General features: G+C 62.3%; 21 protein-coding genes. 6 read left to right on the top strand and 15 right to left on the bottom strand.

Features of this window, described 5'->3' with window-relative positions; translation table 11 throughout:
* Positions 1–27: 27 nt before the first annotated feature.
* Positions 28–645 (bottom strand): 30S ribosomal protein S4, encoded by a 618-nt coding sequence (rpsD, locus tag NKH49_RS14935; RefSeq protein WP_023717376.1) that lies wholly within the window; start codon positions 643–645, stop codon positions 28–30.
* 379 nt (positions 646–1,024) lie between these two features.
* Here rpsD and NKH49_RS14930 point away from each other — a divergent pair, with 379 nt between their 5' ends.
* The gene (locus NKH49_RS14930) at positions 1,025–1,237 is read left to right on the top strand and encodes a hypothetical protein (protein WP_023674706.1); all 213 of its coding nucleotides are present in this window, start codon (positions 1,025–1,027) and stop codon (positions 1,235–1,237) included.
* Positions 1,238–1,327: 90 nt separating this feature from the next.
* On the opposite strand, the gene NKH49_RS14925 is transcribed toward NKH49_RS14930, so the two are convergent.
* The 5 genes from NKH49_RS14925 to NKH49_RS14905 form a co-directional block, all read right to left on the bottom strand.
* Positions 1,328–1,516 (bottom strand): DUF3008 family protein, encoded by a 189-nt coding sequence (locus NKH49_RS14925; protein ID WP_023674705.1) that lies wholly within the window; start codon positions 1,514–1,516, stop codon positions 1,328–1,330.
* A 76-nt stretch (positions 1,517–1,592) separates the two neighbouring features.
* Positions 1,593–2,405, bottom strand: a complete 813-nt coding sequence (gene murI, locus NKH49_RS14920) for a glutamate racemase (protein ID WP_352926448.1) — start codon at positions 2,403–2,405, stop codon at positions 1,593–1,595.
* A 157-nt stretch (positions 2,406–2,562) separates the two neighbouring features.
* On the bottom strand, positions 2,563–3,207 hold the full coding sequence (locus NKH49_RS14915) for a DUF805 domain-containing protein (RefSeq protein ID WP_352926445.1): 645 nt from the start codon (positions 3,205–3,207) through the stop codon (positions 2,563–2,565).
* A 107-nt stretch (positions 3,208–3,314) separates the two neighbouring features.
* On the bottom strand, positions 3,315–4,067 hold the full coding sequence (locus NKH49_RS14910; protein ID WP_352818098.1) for a hypothetical protein: 753 nt from the start codon (positions 4,065–4,067) through the stop codon (positions 3,315–3,317).
* A 113-nt stretch (positions 4,068–4,180) separates the two neighbouring features.
* On the bottom strand, positions 4,181–5,047 hold the full coding sequence (locus NKH49_RS14905) for an RNA methyltransferase (RefSeq protein ID WP_352926442.1): 867 nt from the start codon (positions 5,045–5,047) through the stop codon (positions 4,181–4,183).
* 206 nt (positions 5,048–5,253) lie between these two features.
* On the opposite strand from NKH49_RS14905, the gene NKH49_RS14900 reads away from it, so the two are divergent.
* The 3 genes from NKH49_RS14900 to NKH49_RS14890 are packed head-to-tail and all read left to right on the top strand — an operon-like array spanning position 5,254 to position 7,691.
* Complete coding sequence (locus NKH49_RS14900; RefSeq protein WP_292659842.1) at positions 5,254–6,465, top strand: NADP-dependent isocitrate dehydrogenase; 1,212 nt, start codon at positions 5,254–5,256, stop codon at positions 6,463–6,465.
* Positions 6,466–6,476: 11 nt separating this feature from the next.
* Positions 6,477–7,097, top strand: coding sequence for a glutathione S-transferase family protein (locus NKH49_RS14895; protein WP_352614106.1), 621 nt, complete (start codon positions 6,477–6,479; stop codon positions 7,095–7,097).
* A gap of 15 nt (positions 7,098–7,112) precedes the next feature.
* On the top strand, positions 7,113–7,691 hold the full coding sequence (locus tag NKH49_RS14890; RefSeq protein ID WP_352926439.1) for a demethoxyubiquinone hydroxylase family protein: 579 nt from the start codon (positions 7,113–7,115) through the stop codon (positions 7,689–7,691).
* Positions 7,692–7,825: 134 nt separating this feature from the next.
* Here NKH49_RS14890 and NKH49_RS14885 read toward each other — a convergent pair whose 3' ends face one another.
* The 4 genes from NKH49_RS14885 to recA form a co-directional block, all read right to left on the bottom strand.
* Positions 7,826–8,041 (bottom strand): PhzF family phenazine biosynthesis protein, encoded by a 216-nt coding sequence (locus tag NKH49_RS14885; protein WP_352926436.1) that lies wholly within the window; start codon positions 8,039–8,041, stop codon positions 7,826–7,828.
* Positions 8,008–8,616: a PhzF family phenazine biosynthesis protein gene (locus NKH49_RS14880; RefSeq protein WP_352926433.1), complete on the bottom strand. Its 609-nt coding sequence runs from the start codon at positions 8,614–8,616 to the stop codon at positions 8,008–8,010. Before NKH49_RS14880 ends, NKH49_RS14885 begins: the two co-directional genes overlap by 34 nt.
* Before the next feature lie 64 nt (positions 8,617–8,680).
* Complete coding sequence (alaS, locus tag NKH49_RS14875; protein WP_352926581.1) at positions 8,681–11,347, bottom strand: alanine--tRNA ligase; 2,667 nt, start codon at positions 11,345–11,347, stop codon at positions 8,681–8,683.
* A gap of 259 nt (positions 11,348–11,606) precedes the next feature.
* Positions 11,607–12,704, bottom strand: coding sequence for a recombinase RecA (gene recA / locus NKH49_RS14870; RefSeq protein WP_352474726.1), 1,098 nt, complete (start codon positions 12,702–12,704; stop codon positions 11,607–11,609).
* 277 nt (positions 12,705–12,981) lie between these two features.
* Between recA and NKH49_RS14865 the strand changes: the two genes are divergently transcribed.
* Positions 12,982–13,905 (top strand): PfkB family carbohydrate kinase, encoded by a 924-nt coding sequence (locus NKH49_RS14865; RefSeq protein ID WP_352541444.1) that lies wholly within the window; start codon positions 12,982–12,984, stop codon positions 13,903–13,905.
* A gap of 34 nt (positions 13,906–13,939) precedes the next feature.
* On the opposite strand, the gene NKH49_RS14860 is transcribed toward NKH49_RS14865, so the two are convergent.
* Positions 13,940–14,263, bottom strand: coding sequence for a TfoX/Sxy family protein (locus NKH49_RS14860; protein WP_352926429.1), 324 nt, complete (start codon positions 14,261–14,263; stop codon positions 13,940–13,942).
* 90 nt (positions 14,264–14,353) lie between these two features.
* Between NKH49_RS14860 and NKH49_RS14855 the strand changes: the two genes are divergently transcribed.
* Complete coding sequence (locus NKH49_RS14855) at positions 14,354–14,851, top strand: GFA family protein (RefSeq protein WP_352541446.1); 498 nt, start codon at positions 14,354–14,356, stop codon at positions 14,849–14,851.
* Between the two features lie 143 nt (positions 14,852–14,994).
* Here NKH49_RS14855 and sufA read toward each other — a convergent pair whose 3' ends face one another.
* The 4 genes from sufA to sufD all read right to left on the bottom strand — a co-directional run bounded on the left by sufA (position 14,995) and on the right by sufD (position 18,573).
* Entirely contained in the window at positions 14,995–15,375 is a 381-nt protein-coding gene (gene sufA / locus NKH49_RS14850) for a Fe-S cluster assembly scaffold SufA (RefSeq protein ID WP_006206001.1), read from the bottom strand.
* Between the two features lie 110 nt (positions 15,376–15,485).
* Positions 15,486–15,878 (bottom strand): SUF system Fe-S cluster assembly protein, encoded by a 393-nt coding sequence (locus NKH49_RS14845; protein WP_352474719.1) that lies wholly within the window; start codon positions 15,876–15,878, stop codon positions 15,486–15,488.
* 5 nt (positions 15,879–15,883) lie between these two features.
* Positions 15,884–17,125, bottom strand: a complete 1,242-nt coding sequence (locus NKH49_RS14840; RefSeq protein ID WP_352926426.1) for a cysteine desulfurase — start codon at positions 17,123–17,125, stop codon at positions 15,884–15,886.
* A 179-nt stretch (positions 17,126–17,304) separates the two neighbouring features.
* A complete protein-coding gene (sufD, locus tag NKH49_RS14835) occupies positions 17,305–18,573 on the bottom strand; it encodes a Fe-S cluster assembly protein SufD (protein ID WP_352926423.1) in 1,269 nt (422 codons plus the stop codon).
* Positions 18,574–18,588: the final 15 nt, after the last annotated feature.

The following is an 18,588-nucleotide window of genomic DNA, read 5'->3' as shown; positions in this document are numbered from 1 at the left end:
TCGATTGTATCGCGACGAACGCGCCGATCAGCGCGAATAGAACTCGACGACCAGGTTCGGTTCCATCTGCACGGCAAACGGAACGTCCGCCAGGCCGGGGATGCGCGTGAAGGCCGCGGTCATCTTGTTGTGATCGGCCTCGATATAATCGGGCACGTCGCGCTCGGCCAGGCCCACCGATTCCAGCACGATGACCAGCTGCTTCGACTTCTCGCGCACTTCGATGACATCGCCCGGCTTGCAGCGGTACGAGCCGATGTTGACGCGCTTGCCGTTGACGTTGACGTGGCCGTGATTGACGAACTGGCGCGCCGCAAAGATGGTCGGCACGAACTTGGCGCGGTAGACGACCGCGTCGAGGCGCGATTCGAGCAGGCCGATCAGGTTCTCCGAGGTGTCGCCCTTGCGGCGGTCCGCCTCTTCATAGACCTTGCGGAACTGCTTTTCCGACACGTCGCCATAGTGGCCCTTCAGCTTCTGCTTGGCGCGCAGCTGCAGGCCGAAATCGGAAAGCTTGCCCTTGCGGCGCTGGCCATGCTGGCCGGGGCCGTATTCACGCTTGTTGACCGGGGACTTCGGGCGGCCCCAGATGTTTTCGCCAAGACGGCGGTCGATCTTGTACTTCGCGGATTCGCGCTTGCTCATCGCATTCCCTTTCAAAACAACACACCCGGAACCTCATGGTCCGGGCGAAGGAAACGCGCCCTCCTCTGGCCTCCGTTTTCGAGACCTGACAGGGTTTTCCACGCAACGCGACGGAAAACCCACGGGACACGTCATTTCAAACAAGACATAGGGAAAGTAAACCGGCTTCCCAAACGTCTTGCACACATAAAGAAAACCACCGGGCATTGCGGCCCGGTGTTGGTGGGCTGGTTAAACGGAGATTTAACCGCTGTCAAGCTTCCGGCTGGCGCGAATCGCCGAACCGGATAGTGTTACGGTTGTAGAACGTGCCGGATGTGGCGGGAGGTTGCGCCAGCGGCATCAGGAAGGGACTGAAATCAGAGGAGCTGGAATTCGCATGAAGAAGTTCTTCCTTACGTTGGTAGGCGCCGCGGTGATGGCCGGCACGATGGCGGTCGCGCCCGAGCCGGCGCAGGCCCGGCATTGGCATGGGCACAGGCATCACCAGGTCTGCCGCATCGTGGTCAAGAAGAAGGTGGTGTGGCGCCACGGTCATCGCAAGGTGATCCGCTACAAAGTGCGGCGCTGCGGGTGGGGCTGGAACTGGTAATTTTCGTCCTCGCCCGTTGAGACTTCATGGCCCGCGGCTCAGCCGCGGGCCTTTTATTGACCGGCATCCGCCGTCAGAATGGCCAGTCGATCAGTGTTTCGACTTCTTTTCCGGCAGGCCCTTGCGCTTGGTCTCGGCGAATTCCTCGAGCTGTTTTTCGCTCATGGATTTATACATTCCCTTCGACGCGCCTTTGAGCGCGCCCTTCTTGGTCTCGCCGCGCTTGGCTGACAATGCCGCGCCGGCCGCTTTCTGCTGGGCTTTTGAGGTGGCTGGCATGATGGTTTCTCCCGTTTCCAATGAGAGGAAAACGCATTGTCCGGTGTGATGTTCCCAAAGCGAAAATTGCCTGCGATCAGGATATCGCCAGGCCAAATCCCTGCATCAGCCGGCGCGTCGGAAAATCGGCGCTGTTCGAGGTGAAGAATGCAAGGTCGGCGCCTTCCGGCAGTGCCTCTCTGCGATAGCGGGCCTCGGTATCGGCAAGCAGCGACAGCGCCCGGCGTGCGATCGCCTCGGCCGGGTCGAGCCAGTCGACCGGCCACGGTGCTGTCTTGCGCATGCGGTTGGCCAAAAACGGATAATGGGTGCAGGCAAGCACGACGATGTCGGTGCGCAGCCCGTCATGGTCGACGAAGCACGGCGCGATCTCGGCGCGCACGGCGTCCTCGTCGACAAAGCCATCGCGCATATAGGCTTCGGCCAATCCCGCCAGCTTGTCGCTGCCGACCAGGCGGACATGGCATTTCTGCGCCCATTTGCTGATCAGGTCGCGCGTGTACTGGCGCTTGACGGTGCCGGGCGTAGCCAGCACCGAAACCAGGCCTGAGCGCGTGCGTTCCGCCGCCGGCTTAATGGCCGGCACGGTGCCGACGAAAGGGTGGCCGGGAAACCGCTCGCGCAAGGCATCGATGACCAGTGTCGAGGCGGTGTTGCAGGCGATGACCGAAATGGCCGGCGAAAACCGGTCGAGCAGCCTGGCGAACAACTCCAGGATATGTGTTCTCAGCGCCGGTTCCTCCCAGCCGCCGAAGGGGAACGCCGCGTCGTCGGCGACATAGATGAAGCGGCGGTCAGGCATCAGCACGCGCGCCTCACGCAGCACGGTGAGGCCGCCAATGCCGGAATCGAACATCAGGATCGGACGGGCGCTCGATGGATCGGTCATTGTCATTGAGTCACTAAGGGCTGGGAATCACTAAGGGCTGGGAATCACAAACGAGATCACGAGGGAAGGCCCGGCCCATGCTTTCTGCTTCGGCCAATGATGCTTTATCCCGGCCGCTTCTATGTGGAAGCATCATGGCCTTGATGCGGCGAGCCGGTCACACAAGGCCGCGCTTGCCGAAGCCGCCGGGCCGCGGCCGGCCGTTCGCCGGAGATGCAGGTTGAGATGCAGGGTGGTTCGACGGCACCGGCGCGGCCCGCGTTGCGCAGGCTGGAGCCAGGGCCGTCGCGCCGGCGGCTGACGCTGAATGGAGCGCGGCGGCGCCGCGCAGCGGCCCGGGCGGGTCGAAATCGTCGAAACTCAGGGATGACGCTATATCCGAAGAGCCGCCACCCGCCGGCTTGGCCGCCAAGATGACGGCCCACAGCCCGACAAGAGCTAATCCCAGCAGGTTAAGGCCGGAATGCGAATCTTCGCCGTCGAATTTTACGACAAGAACAGTGCCGGCCTGCAGGATCGCAAACAGCGTCGAGAACACGATATAGGACCAAAGGATCCAACCCGACCCTTGCGCGTCGCGGCTTCGACGCCAGGCGAAATTCGCGCGGAACAGAACGATCACCAGCGAGGTAACGAGAACGGCCGCGGCCAGCCCTTCCCTGGAAGGTCCGGGCTTCGAATTGGCCAAACCCTCGATGCCGATGGTCAGCACGACGCACAGGACAAAGGTCACGATTTCCGCAACCAGCAGGGCCGCGGAATAGAAGAAAAAGCGAAGACGCCCGATATTTGAATTGAACATCCAAGGACCCATCGTTCGCCGGACAATGGATCATATCGAATAACATTCGGTTACTGGTGAGGTGGCGGGATTCGAAGCTTAGGGCCCGTTGACAAAGTCGGCTTTGTTCACTGAAGCCCAAATGCTACCCGCTTCAAAACGTCCTTCACCTGAAGCCTAAAATCGACGGTGTAGAAGGTCGATTGAACGACTGCGCCTTCTTTGATCTCTAGAATGCTGTCTCGACTGAATGTGCATCCCGTTGCGTCCAGAAGGCTTGATACCGCAGCTACGTCACCGACGGTTTTTTCATCTAGGCGATAGAGTGCCGGATATATCGGGGCGCACTTGTTCCCAGCATTCTCAACTAAGCGCCATTCCGTGTCGAAGAAATACGTCGCACGTGCCTTCGCATCAGATCGCGTGCCACCATGCTCATCGCCCCATCTTGAATGCAAACCGTTGGCCCAGTCGTCTATTGAAATCAGGTTCGAGGTATTTGACTCGACTCCGTATACTATCGAGTAGACGTGGCTGCCGGTTAGCGGCGACGTCAACGCAAACCTATATCTGAAGATCAGGTTATGCTCTTTCTCTTCGTGAGATATTGAGATGGTCTGCAAATATGCAGAGCGAGCCTCCAGTGAAAGTGACATGTCCTTGCGGTTGTTGAGCGCTCGTTTCTTTTCCGAACGCTCCCAATCGGGATAGCGTGACCTGATAACTTCCTCCAGTTCTTGTCTAGGCATTCCGACGCGGAGCACGGAATTGGGTAACAATCTTTCAATGGCTTGCTGTGCGGGAAGTGTGCTCGATGGCTTTTCAAATTCCGACGCCGCAGACATTTCAGATAACAGACAGAATAAGACAAACGCGGGCAAGATAGCTCTGGGCACGATCTCTCTCACTTAAGGGCGTCGCCAGCAGAAGAAGCACACCCGCCTTGGCAGTCAATGGCAATTGCTTTTTATGCGCTCCCGTTGGGAACAAACACCTAGTCTTTGTCTGTCGCCTTGCCAGCGCGCCGGGCCGCCGCCGGGAGCCGCCTTGGATCGTCGCCGGGCGATCCGTCGCCGCGCGGCATGGCCGGCGAGAACCTGTCCAGCGATGATATTATGCCGCGCAGCACCTTGAGCTCCGGCTCGGCAAAGCCGGGGCGGGTCAGCACAGCGCGCAAATTGTCGACCATCTTCGGCTTCTTCGCTGCCGGGCGGAAATAGCCGCGCGCCTCCAGTGCACCTTCCAGATACGCCAACAGGCCGTGCAATTCTTCCTTGGTGGCCGGTGGCATTTCGGGGCCGGAGAAGTTGGTCCTGGTCTCGTCTTCCAGGCCGGACTTCATCCATTCATAGGACATCAGCAGGGCCGCCTGGGCGATGTTGAGCGAGGAGAAGGCTGGATCGACGGGGAAAGTGACGATCTCGTCGGCAAGGCCGACCTCGTCATTATAGAGGCCGAAGCGCTCGCGGCCGAACAGGATGCCGGTGCGCTGGCCGGCCCGCTGCCGCGCGCGCAGCGCCCTGCCCGCCTCCACCGGACCGCGCACCGGCTTGAAATTGTCGCGCGCGCGCGCCGTGGTGGCGAAGACGAAGTTCAGATCGGCAACCGCCGAAGCGAGGTCGTCGAACACCGTGACGGCATCGATGACGTGGTCGGCGCGGCTTGCGGCGGCACGCGCCTTCTCGCTCGGCCAGCCGTCGCGCGGATTGACGAGCCGCAGCTCGGTAAGGCCGAAATTGGCCATGGCGCGCGCAACCATGCCGATATTCTCGCCGAGCTGCGGCTCGACCAGGATGATCGCCGGTCCGGACGCTGGAGTTCCGGAGGCAAGAGGGGTGGCGGGATCCTGGGTAGCGGCCATGGTTGTCAGTGAACTGCTGTTTGCGGCATTTCGCAGTCCCCTGCCACATTTGGCGGCGAAAATGAAGCTTTCGCAAGGAATGCCGACACTACGGCGCGGTTCGCCGTTTGCGCGGCCAAAAAGCCTTTGATATACGGGCCGCATCCCAGGGCCGGCAGCCGTGCGGGCAAGGCCGTTCCGTTCCCCAAAAGCGAGGCATTCTTTCCATGGCGAAGATCAAGGTGGCGAACCCGGTCGTCGAACTCGACGGCGACGAGATGACCCGCATCATCTGGCAGTTCATCAAGGACAAGCTGATCCACCCTTATCTCGACCTCAAGCTCGAATATTACGACCTCGGCATCGAGCACCGCGACGCCACCAACGACCAGGTGACCATCGATTCGGCCAATGCCATCAAGAAATACGGCGTCGGCGTGAAATGCGCGACGATCACGCCCGACGAGCAGCGCGTCGAGGAATTCAAGCTGAAGAAGATGTGGAAGTCGCCGAACGGCACCATCCGCAACATCCTCGGCGGCACCATCTTTCGCGAGCCGATCATCATGAAGAACGTGCCGCGGCTGGTGCCCGGCTGGACCAAGCCGATCATCGTCGGCCGCCACGCCTTCGGCGACCAGTACCGCGCCACCGACTTCCGCTTTCCCGGCAAGGGCAAGCTGACGATCAAATTCGTCGGCGAGGACGGCCAGGTAATCGAGCACGACGTCTTCGACGCACCCGGCGCCGGCGTCGCCATGGCCATGTACAATCTCGACGAATCGATCCGCGAATTCGCCCGCGCCTCACTGAACTATGGGCTGCTGCGCAATTACCCCGTCTACCTCTCGACCAAGAACACCATCCTCAAAGCCTATGACGGACGCTTCAAGGACATCTTCCAGGAGGTCTACGAGGCGGAGTTCGAAGCAGAATTCAAAGCTAAGAAGCTCTGGTACGAGCACCGGCTGATCGACGACATGGTGGCCTCGAGCCTGAAATGGTCGGGTGGCTATGTCTGGGCCTGCAAGAATTATGACGGCGACGTGCAGTCCGACACGGTGGCGCAAGGCTTCGGCTCGCTCGGCCTGATGACCTCGGTGCTGATGACGCCGGACGGCAAGACCGTCGAGGCGGAAGCCGCGCACGGCACCGTCACCCGCCACTATCGCCAGCACCAGAAGGGCGAGGAGACCTCGACCAATTCGATCGCCTCAATCTTTGCCTGGACGCGCGGCCTCGCGCACCGCGCCAAGCTCGACGACAATGCCGAACTGAGGCGCTTTGCCGAGACGCTGGAAAGGGTCTGCATCCAGACGGTCGAGTCCGGCTTCATGACCAAGGACCTGTCGCTGCTGATCGGCCCCGACCAGCCATGGCTTTCGACCACCGGCTTCCTCGACAAGATCGACGAGAATTTGCAGAAAGCGATGGCCTGAGCCCAACCGGCATGGGCAAGCCCGTCGTCTACGGCGCGGACTACAGCGTCTATGTGCGCATCGTGCGGCTGGTGCTGGAGGAAAAGGGCGTCGGCTACGAGCTCGTGCCCGTCGACATCTTTGCCGCGGACGGCATTCCCGGCTGGTATTTCGAGCACCAGCCGTTCGGCCGCATCCCGGCCTTCGAGCATGACGGCTTTCGCCTCTACGAGACCGGCGCGATTGCCCGTTATGTCGACGAAGCCTTTGGCGGCCCGGCGCTGCAACCGGTCGAAGCCCGGCCTCGAGCACGCATGAACCAGATCACCGGCCTGCTCGACGCCTATGCCTACAGGACCATGGTCTGGGATGTCGCGGTCGAGCGGCTGGAAACAACGCCGCCCGACGAAGCCGTGATCGCCAACGGGTTGCGGCAGGCAAGAACGGCATTGCAGGCGCTCTCCTCGCTGAAAGCTGAAGGGCCTTGGCTGTTGGGAACGGACCTGACGCTGGCCGACCTGCACGCCGCACCGATCATCGGCTATTTCGTCAAGGTCGCCGAGGGACAAGCCCTGCTGGCCGAGTTTGCCGAGATCCAGAATTGGTGGACCCGCATTGCGGCGCGTGCGAGCGTTGCCGGCAGGCTGACTTAACTCTCGAGCGCATTCATGGCCAACTCTCACCAGGACGCACTGACGGTGGCCAGAATAGTCAGAGTCAACCACGCCGGCGAGTACGGCGCGATCAGAATCTATTCGGCACAGATTCTTGTCGCGAAGCGTTTCTGGCCGGACTGCGTGCCGTCATTGTCGGAGATGCTTGGGCACGAGCGCACCCATTGCGCGTCTTTCCATGCAGCCATGCCACTGCGAAATTCCCGACCGTGTCGCGTGATGCAATTCTGGAGCTGGGGCGGCTGGCTGCTGGGTTTCCTCACTGCCCTGCTCGGCCCGCAAGGCGTCTGGGCCTGCACCGCAGCTGTCGAAGCGGCGGTGCACCGCCATCTCGATGATCAGCTGTTCTTTCTCACCGGACGCGATCACGAGTTGCACGGCATCATCCTGTCCATCCGCGAAGAAGAGCTTGCCCATCTCCGTCACGCCGAAGAGCAGCTGACCTCGCCTGGACCGTTGCTGAACCGCCTGCGCGCAGCGATCTCCGTTACCACCGACTGCCTGATTTGGCTGTCGACCTGGGGGGACTCGAAGCGAATGACGCGTGCCCTGAAGGCATCAAGGCATCTCTGATGAGCGCTATGCCGTTCTAGCGCCGCCTCTTTGGGGCCACTGCCCTGCGCCATCGGGCCGCCGCCCGGCCCTAACGCCATACCGTGATCTGGACACCTGGCTCAGGCGAAGCAGCCACCGAATTGGCAAGCCGCTCAATCGGGAAGGTAGACCTCCGCCTTCATGAAGGTCTTCGCACGGCCTGTGATCAGCACGCGATCTCCGGCCAGTTCGCATAGCAAATGCCCGCCGCGCTGCGAGCATTGGAATGCCGACAGATGCGTCTTGCCGAGTTTTTCAGCCCAATAAGGCACCAGCGTCGCATGAATGGAGCCGGTTACCGGATCCTCGGGAATGCCCGCCCCAGGCACGAAGTAACGGGAGACGAAATCGTGGGCTGCCCAGGCGCGGTAATAACCAGGCCGAGAGGATGAAAACGTCCGATCCTGAGCAGATCGGGAACGAAAGATCGCACGGTTGTCTCGTCGGCAAGCTCGACAAACAGGTTCTCGAAATTGCGGAAGCTCGCAACCGGCCGCTGAGGCAATATCGCTTGCAGCGCCGAGTTCAGCTCTTCCTCGACGGGCTGCGGCGGAAAACAAGGCAGATCGAGCTGATAGCCCCCTTCCCACCGGGAAACCCGCAGCTCGCCGACCCGGGTGGCGAAGGCCATTTCGCCCTGACCATTGTATTCCGTAGCCAGCACATGGGCGGCCGCAAGAGTGGCGTGGCCGCAGAAGTCGACTTCGTGGACCGGCGTGAACCAACGCAAATCCCAACCTTTGCCATTCGCCCGCACAAACGCGGTTTCAGCAAGATTGTTTTCGTTGGCGATGGCCTGCATTACCTGCTCCGACAGCCATTCCTCTAAAAGGAGAACGGCAGGGTTACCCTGGAAGGCCCGTTCGGCAAAGGCATCGACCTGATACATCGTCAGCGTCGGCATATCGGCCCTCAAAGATATTCGCTGGGCGGCGCGCCATTTCGGCCGTGCCGCCCCCGGGGCAGGTTCACGCCGCTTCGAGAGCCGCTTTCACCGCAGCGATCGCGTCTTCGGCCTTCGAGGCGTCCGGGCCGCCGGCCTGAGCCATATCGGGTCGCCCGCCGCCGCCCTGCCCGCCCAATGCCGCGGACGCGACGCGCACCAGATCGATGGCGTTGAAGCGGCCGGTCAGATCATCGGTGACGGCGACGACGACGCTCGCCTTGTTGTCCTCGCCGGCGCCGACAAAGACGACGATGCCGGAGCCGAGCGACTTCTTGCCGGCATCGGCCAACGGCTTAAGATCCTTTGGCGAGACGCCCGATACCGCCTTGCCGAGAAAACCGACACCGGCAATGGTTTCGTTTTCCGCAGGCACACCGGCTGGCGAGCGATCGCCCAGCGCCAGCTTCTTGCGCGCCTCTGTCAGCTCCTTTTCGAGCTTCTTGCGCTCGTCGAGCAGCGCCTCGACGCGGGCCGGCACATCGGCCGGCGAAATCTTCAGCGCGGCGGCGGCCGCCTTCAGCCGCTTGTCCTGTTCGTCGAGATGCTTTCTGGCCGCCTCGCCGGTCAACGCCTCGATGCGGCGCACGCCGGCAGCGACCGCGCTGTCGGACAGGATGCGCACCAGGCCGATATCGCCGGTCGCCCTGACATGCGTGCCGCCGCATAGCTCGACCGAATAAGGCCGGTTGGCCTTGGCGCCATGCAAGCCCGTGCCCATCGAAACGACGCGCACTTCATCGCCATATTTCTCGCCAAACAGCGCCATGGCGCCTTCGGCAATGGCGTCGTCGACAGACATCAGCCGCGTGGTTACAGGGCCGTTCTGAACGACGATCTCGTTTGCCATGCGCTCTACCTCTTCGAGCTCGTCAGGCGAGATCGGCTTGTTGTGGGAGATGTCGAAGCGCAGACGCTCGGGCGCAACCAGCGAGCCCTTCTGCGCCACATGGGTACCCAGCACCTCGCGCAGCGCCTCATGGATCAGATGCGTGGCGGAATGGTTAGCGCGCAGCCTGGAGCGGCGCGCGTGGTCCACCTTCAGCTCGACGGTCGCGCCTGTCTTGACCGTGCCGTTAGCCACCTTGCCGAGATGGACGAAAAGCCCATCGGCCTTCTTCTGGGTATCGGATATCTCGATCGAGAACCCGTCGCCCGAAATGACGCCGGTATCGCCCATCTGGCCACCGGACTCGCCATAGAACGGCGTCTGGTTGACAACCACGGCAACGGCGTCACCCTTGCCGGCGCTGTCGACGGTTTTGCCGTCCTTGACCAGCGCCTGGATGAGGCCTTCGGCCTGCTCGGTCTCATAACCCAGGAATTCGGTGGCGCCGGTCTCCTCACGCACCGCGAACCATATCGTCTCGGTTGCGGCCTCACCGGAACCAGCCCAGCTTTTGCGCGCCTCCGCCTTCTGCCGCTGCATCGCCTCGGTGAAGCCGGCAAGGTTGACCGAGATGTTGCGCTGGCGCAGCGCGTCCTGCGTCAGATCGAGCGGAAAGCCATAGGTGTCGTAGAGCTTGAACGCTGTCTCGCCATCCAGCATGTCGCCGGAGGCCAGCTTTTCCGTCGCCTCCGAAAGCAAGCCCAAGCCTCGCACCAGCGTCTTGCGGAAGCGCGTCTCTTCCAGCTTCAGCGTTTCGGTGATCATCTGTTCGCCGCGCACCAGTTCCGGGTAGGCTTGGCCCATCTCGCGGACCAGTGCCGGCACCAGGCGCCACATCAGCGGATCGCGGGCGCCGAGCAACTGCGCGTGGCGCATGGCGCGGCGCATGATGCGACGAAGCACGTAGCCGCGTCCTTCGTTGGACGGCAGCACGCCGTCGGCGACCAGGAAGCAGGACGAACGCAAATGGTCGGCGATGACACGGAACGATGCGACGGTGCCCGCATCCGGACCTTTGCCAAGCGCCGACGACGCAGCGTCGATCAGGTGGCGGAACAGGTCGGTTTCGAAGACGCTTTCAACCCCTTGCAGGATGGATGCCATGCGCTCGAGGCCCATGCCTGTGTCGATCGACGGACGCGGCAGGTCGACGCGCTCGTCCTTCGTCACCTGTTCGTACTGCATGAACACCAGGTTCCAGAATTCAAGGAAACGGTCGCCATCCTCCTCGGGGCTGCCGGGAGGGCCGCCCCAGATATGCTCGCCGCGGTCGATGAATATCTCCGAACACGGCCCGCAAGGTCCAGTGTCGCCCATTGCCCAGAAATTGTCCGAAGTCGCGATGCGGATGATGCGATCGTCCGAAAGGCCGGCGATCTTCTTCCAGTACGAGGCCGCCTCGTCGTCGGTGTGGTAGACGGTGACCAGCAGCTTGTCCTTCTTCAGCCCGAACTCCCTGGTGATCAGGTTCCAGGCAAGCTCTATGGCCCGCTCCTTGAAATAGTCGCCGAAGGAGAAATTGCCGAGCATCTCGAAGAAGGTCAGGTGGCGCGCGGTGTAGCCGACATTGTCGAGGTCGTTGTGCTTGCCGCCGGCGCGAACACTCTTCTGGGCGGTCGTGGCGCGCGAATAGGGCCGCTTCTCCAGACCGGTGAAAACGTTCTTGAACTGCACCATGCCGGCATTGGTGAACATCAGCGTCGGGTCGTTGCGCGGCACCAGCGGGCTTGACGCGACGACCTCGTGACCTTCCTTGCGAAAATAGTCGAGAAATGCCGACCGGATCTCGTTGACGCCACTCATGAATACTGCCTTTTCGAGAGAACCGCCGGCTGCCGGCGGAAAATAGACATGGCCTTTTAGCGGTCGCACCGCAGCCTGTCCAGAAACACCAAATGGGCTCAAATCCCGGCTTTCACCAGCGCCTTGAAATGCGTCTGCCTCGCCGTCAAACGCGAACCGCCGGCCCTGGGCCGGCGGTTCGAAACGCATCGATTACGCAAACTCAAAATCAAAACATCAAATCGAAACCTGGCTGAGGCTCAGCGAGGCGTCGCTTGCCCTACATCACCCCAGCGTCGTCCTCGAAACCGTCATCGCTGCTTTCGGAGCCGCCGTTCTCAAGGAATTTCTCAGCGATCAGCCCGGCATTCTGCCGTAGCGCCAGCTCGATCTCGCGCGCCGTGTCGGGATTGTCGCGCAGGAACATTTTTGCGTTTTCGCGGCCCTGGCCAAGACGCTGCGAATTGTAGGAGAACCAGGCGCCCGACTTTTCGACCACGCCCGCCTTGACGCCGAGATCGACCAGCTCGCCGGTCTTGGAGACGCCCTCGCCATACATGATGTCGAACTCGACCACCTTGAAGGGCGGCGCCAGCTTGTTCTTGACGACCTTGACGCGGGTCTGGTTGCCGACGACCTCGTCGCGATCCTTGACCGAGCCGATGCGGCGGATGTCGAGGCGGACCGAGGCATAGAATTTCAACGCATTGCCGCCGGTCGTCGTCTCGGGCGAACCGAACATGACGCCGATCTTCATGCGGATCTGGTTGATGAAGATGACCATGGTGTTGGAGCGCGAGATCGAGGCGGTGAGCTTGCGCAGTGCCTGGCTCATCAGGCGGGCCTGCAGGCCGGGCAGCGAATCGCCCATCTCGCCTTCGATTTCCGCCCGCGGCGTCAACGCCGCCACCGAATCGACCACCAGCACGTCGATGGCGCCGGAGCGCACCAGCGTGTCGCAGATCTCCAGCGCCTGCTCGCCGGTATCGGGCTGCGAGATCAAAAGGTTTTCGAGATCGACGCCGAGCTTGCGGGCATAGACCGGGTCGAGCGCGTGCTCGGCATCGACGAAGGCGCAGATGCCGCCCTTCTTCTGGGCTTCGGCCACCGTGTGCAGCGCCAGCGTCGTCTTGCCCGAGCTTTCCGGCCCGTAGATCTCGACGATGCGGCCGCGCGGCAGGCCGCCGACGCCAAGCGCGATGTCCAGCCCAAGCGAGCCGGTCGGCACCGTTTCGATCTCGACGACCTGCTCATTCGCGCCGAGCCGCATGATCGAGCCCTTGCCGAAGGCACGCTCGATTTGCGACAGCGCCGCATCCAGAGCCTTTGATTTATCCACCGCTTTGTCCTCTACAAGCCGCAAAGAATTCTGAGCCATGATACATCACCCCGTGGTCGTCAATGGAGGCCGGACAATCCCGCAATCCTTAAAAGAATGTACCTCATTTGTTCTCATTTGTCAATGAGCACCAAGGGTTTGAAAAACAACGGATATCCATATTTGTTCTATTTTTGTTTCGCAATTATTGCTTCCGATGTGTCTCGCCTCGCATGCGGCGCCGTTGCCGTCACCAACCGAATCGGACCCGCGATTGCAGGGTTCCGCCCGGCGACCTAGTCTCCCCCGGGCAACAGCTAAAGGGCATTTTGACGGCATGATCAAATCCCCGACGATCCTGGCCGTGGGCGGCGCCTATATCGAGCGGCGCGGCCGGGTTGCCGGCGCCTTCGTGCCGGCCGCTTCCAACCCCGGCACGATGCGCGAGCATGTCGGCGGTGCCGTCTTCAACGCCTTGCGCTGTGCGGTGCGACGCGGCGTCTCGGCCTCGCTGCTTTCGGTGCGCGGCGGCGATGCCCTTGGCGACACGGTTTTACGCGCCGTCACCGAGGCCGGCGTTGCCGACCTGTCGGCGGTGTTCCTCGACCGAGCAACGCCAAGCCATACGATGCTGATCGACAGCGACGGCGGGCTGATCGCCGGCCTTGCCGACATGGTGCTCTACGAGCTGGCGCTTCCCAAGCAGATCCGCCGTGCCAAGGTGCGGGAAGCGATCGGTTCGGCCGACGCGGTGCTGTGCGACGCCAACCTGCCGTCGACCGCGCTGGAGCGGCTGGCGGCACTCGCCGCCGGCAAGCCGGTGTTTGCGCTTGCGGTCTCGCCCAACAAAGCGGCGCGGCTGACGCCGGTGCTCGACCGTCTGGCGATGGCCTTCATGAACCGGCGCGAGGCCGGCGTGCTCGCCGGCGTCCAAATCGATCAAGGCATCGTCGACGGCCTGAGACGCGCCGGGCTGAAAAGCGGCGTGATCACCGCCGGCGACGAACCAGTGCTCGGTTTCGACGAATTGAGCGCGTTCTCGATCTCGCCACCGCCGCTGCAAAAGCGGACCGATGCTGCCGGCGCCGGCGACGCATTGGCAGGCGCCACGATCGCTGCCCTGCTGCGCGGCCTGACGCTGCGCGCGGCACTGCGCGAAGGCATTGCCGCAGCGATGCTCGCCGACGAGCGCGCCGCCTTCACCAGCGCTGGCTTTGCCGAGGCGCTGGCGCTCGTGCCCGAGGCGCGGGACCTGGCATGAAGTGCGGCCCGGAATTGCCGAAGCATGACGCAGCCTATTTGCCGGCGCGCCGTGCTGCCTCGTAGGCGCGGCGCGACCAGATCGCCATCTCGTCGGGATCGTCGAACGCGCTGTCGGGAACGCTCCAATAGGGCATCGACACGAGCTTGCCGTGGCGCGAGCCGGTATAGGTCCATTGCAGGCAGCCGGCCGCTTCGAAATCCGGGGCGCTTTCGGCGTCGGCCTTCAGCATCAATTCGCCACCGATGACGATGGCGACGATGACGCCGTCGAAATAGATGCCCTTGCCGCCGAACAGCTTGCGGATGCTGACCGGGCCGAGGCCTTCGAAAAGCTCTTCTATGCGCTCGTTGTCCATGCGGCGATCATGTCACCCGGATTTCCCCTTGTCATCGCCGCAACCGGCGCCATCCTGACAAAGTGCAAATCACTTTCGTCGGAGTTTCTCATGCCGCTTCTGCTCAAAGGGTCCTGCCGGTGCAATGCCGTGCGTTTCGAGGTGGAAAGCCACACGCCGGTGCCGTTCATGCTGTGCTACTGCTCGATCTGCCGCAAGCAGCAGGGCGGCGGCGGTTTTGCCATCAATCTCGGCGCCGATTACCAGACGCTGAAAATCCAGGGCAAGCGCCATCTCGGCGTCTACCGCGCCGAGATCGAGGACGACGAGCACCCGCAACGCGAGATCTCGACCGGCGAGCGGAACTTCTGCACGAAATGCGGGACGGCACTCTGGCTCTACGATCCGACCTGGCCGGAGCTGGTGCATCCGTTTGCCTCGGCGATCGACACCGACCTGCCAAAGCCGCCGGAGAAGGTGCATCTGATGCTGAAATACAAGGCGAACTGGGTCGAGCCGGATATCGGCAAGGGCGACAAGGTTTTCGATGTCTACCCGGAGGAGTCGATCGCAGACTGGCACAAGCGAACGGGGATGTGGGTGGATTAGCGTTCTTCTCCCCGTCGCTATATGGGGAGAAGATGCCGGCAGGCAGATGTGGGGCGGCGCAAACATTGCGAACGCCGGCTCGGCCCCTCATCCGGCCCTTCGGGCCACCTTCTCCCCGTATAGTGACGGGGAGAACGAAAACCTCAGGCCGAAGCGCGCGCCTCGGCCAGTGCCTTCAGATCAGCCGGCTTCAATTCGACCGATTCGCCGCAGCCGCAGGCCGAGCTCTGGTTCGGGTTGCGGAAGGTGAAGCCGGTTCGCAGTGTCGTCTGCTCGAAATCCATCTCGGTGCCGAACAGGAAAAGTGCCGCCTCCGGCGCGACATAGACATGGGCGCCATCGCGCTCGATATGGTCGTCCTTGGTGTTCGGCTCGGTCACCAGATCGACCGTATATTCCATGCCGGCGCAGCCGCCCTTCTTGATGCCAAGGCGAATGCCATGCGCATTCTCACGGGTCGCGACGATCTCGCGCACCCGGTCGGCAGCCTTTTCGGTCATCGTGATGACGGCGAAGCGTCCCATGTCTTTCCTTCTCCATTCTTTGCAGGTTCAAGGCCTGCCGAATGATTCCTCACCTAAAATGGTGAAGTTTTGTACCCGGCGCAAGTGCGCCAGCTCTGTCTGGTCGGATGCTAATACCAGCCCACCGCCACCTGTGCCTCTTCCGACATGCGGTCGGGCGACCAGGGGGGATCGAAGGTCATGTTGACCTCGACGCCGGAAACGCCTTCGACGGCGCCGACGGCATTTTCGACCCAACCCGGCATTTCGCCGGCCACCGGGCAGCCGGGCGCGGTCAGCGTCATGTCGATCTTGACCGAGCGGTCGTCCTCGATGTCGATCTTGTAGACCAGGCCGAGCTCGTAGATGTCGGCCGGGATTTCCGGGTCGTAGACCGTCTTCAGCGCCGAGACGATGTCGTCGGTCAGCCGCGCCAATTCGTCGGCGGGGATTGTCGATCCGGAAACCGCCGCATTGGTCGTCGCTTCCGAATTGGTCTCGGCGGTGTGGCTGGCATCATCCATGATCGTCACCCGAAGAATTTTCGCGCTTTTTCCAGCGCATCGGCCAAAGCATCGACTTCGGCCCTGGTATTATACATGCCGAACGACGCCCTGCATGTGGATGTTACGCCGAAGCGTTTCAACAGCGGCTGCGCGCAATGCGTGCCGGCGCGGACCGCCACTCCCTGCCGGTCGATGACCATCGACACGTCATGGGCATGGATACCCTGCAGCTCGAACGAGATGATGGCGCCCTTGCCGGGCGCATCGCCGAAGATGCGCAGCGAGTTGATGGCGCGCAGTTTTTGATGCGCATAGTCCTTCAAATCGGCCTCGTGCGCGGCGATGCGTTCGCGGCCGATCTTTTCCATGTATTCGAGCGCGGCACCAAGCCCGATTGCCTGCACGATCGGCGGCGTGCCGGCCTCGAAACGGTGCGGCGGATCGTTGTAGGTGACGATGTCTTGCGTCACCTCCTCGATCATCTCGCCGCCGCCCATGAACGGGCGCATGCGCTCCAGAATATCCTTCTTGCCATAGAGCACGCCGATGCCCGACGGGCCATAGACCTTGTGGCCGGTGAAGACGAAGAAATCGCAGTCGAGATCCTGCACGTCGATCGGCATATGCACGGCGCTCTGGCTGCCGTCGACCAGCACCGGAATGCCGCGCGCGTGCGCGATGCGCACGATCTCCTTCATCGGCGTCACCGTGCCCAGCGCGTTCGACATATGGGTTATGGCGACCAGTTTTGTCCGATCGGTCAGCCGCTTTTCGAATTCCTCGATGTGAAAAACGCCGAGATCGTCGACCGGTACCCAGACCAGCTTCGCGCCCTGCCGCTCGCGGATGAAATGCCACGGCACGATGTTGGAATGATGCTCCATGATCGACAGCACGATCTCGTCGCCTTCGCCGATATTCGGCATGCCGAAACCATAGGCGACCGTGTTGATCGCCGCCGTGGTATTCGAGGTGAAGACGATGTTGTCGGTGCTCGGCGCATTGAGGAAACGGCGCACCGTCTCGCGAGCCTTCTCATAGGCGTCGGTCGCGGCATTCGACAGGAAATGCAGGCCACGATGGACGTTGGCATATTCCTGGGAATAGGCGTGCTGGATAGCGTCGAGCACCGCCTGTGGCTTCTGCGCCGAGGCGCCATTGTCGAGATAGACCAGCGGTTTGCCGTAGACTTGCCGCGACAGGATCGGGAAGTCGCGGCGGATCGCCTCGACGTCATAGGGGATGTTTTCGACTTTCTGGTCCATTACAAGCTCTCTCGAGGCACCGCCTCATTCTGTCCAGCACCCCTCATCCGACCGAGCTTCGCTCGGCCACCTTCTCCCACAAGGGGAGAAGGAAGAGCGCCTCTCCTTCTCCCCTTGTGGGAGAAGGTGGCGCCGAAGGCGACGGATGAGGGGTGTTGGCACCAACCCCTCAGTCACCTCTACCCGTGCGTCAAAAACCAATCGTCGAGCCGTGCTTCCAGCGCCTCGACGATGGCCTCGTCGTCCAGTTCCTCGATCACTTCGGCGACGAAGGCCTTGACCAGCAAGCCGCGCGCGGTCTTCTCGTCGACGCCGCGCGCCATTAGGTAGAACAGATGGCTGTGGTCGATCTCGGTGACGGTCGCGCCATGGCCGCAGACGACGTCGTCGGCGAAGATTTCGAGCTCCGGCTTGGTCGAGAACTCGCCGTCGTCCGACAGAAGCAGCGTGTTGCAGGCCATCTTGGCGTTGGTCTTCTGCGCATATTGGTGGACGTTGATGCGGCCCTGGAAGACGCCGCGCGCCTTGCCGGTCACCACATTGCGGATGACTTCGGTCGAGGCTGTGTGCGGTACGGCGTGGTCGAGCACCATAGTGACATCGGTATGGGTATCGCCGGCGAGCAGATTGATGCCGCGCAAGGTGAATTCGGCGCCCTCGCCGGTCGTCTTCACAACGACCTCCTGGCGCACCAGCTTGCCGCCGGCATTCATGACGAACAGCGTCAGTTTCGAATTCTTGCCGAGATGCGCCTTGAACTGGGCAAGGTGCGTCGCCGTATCCGGATGCTCCTGCACGATGAGCCATGTCACTTCGGCGCCCTCGCCAAGCACAAGCTGGCTGACCGAACTGACCAGCGCCGCCCCCTCGCCTGCCTGGCGCTCGACGACGACAGCCTTGGCGCCGGCGCCGACACGGACGGCCAGGCGTACATGCGTCTGTCCACCGGCCTGCAAATTCTGCAATTCGATCGGCTTTTCCAGTTGGGCACCGTCGGCGATGTCGACGAAATAGCCGTCGGCGACAAAGGCAGTGTTGAGCGCGCCGATGGCGTCGTCGCTGCCATAGGAATCCAGCCCCGGGGCGATGCTGCCGTCGGTCAGCTTCTCCGACAGGCGCTGCACGGCAACGCCTTCGATACCGGGCAGTTTCGTACTCGAAACGCCGTTCAGCACCGGCAAAACCGAGGAGCCTTCGACGATCGGCGCAATGGCTTTCGCGACCGCTGCCGGATCGAAGTCCGGCACCGAGGTCAGCAGCCGGCGCAGGTCCGTATAGTGCCAGGATTCGATGCGCCGCGTCGGCAGGCCGCTCTTGATCGCCTCGATGGCGTCGTCGCGCTTCAGCATCACCGCGCCGTCGCCAGGCAGCAGCGACAGCCGCTCGCCAAAGGCGTCGATCAGCGCCGTTTCGGCCAATGTTCGCTGGGGTGTCGTGTGCATATTCATCAGTTTCGTCCCGCC

Source organism: Mesorhizobium sp. M1088, from assembly GCF_040318575.1.
Lineage (GTDB): Bacteria > Pseudomonadota > Alphaproteobacteria > Rhizobiales > Rhizobiaceae > Mesorhizobium.
This window is presented reverse-complemented; position numbering and strand designations above follow the sequence as displayed.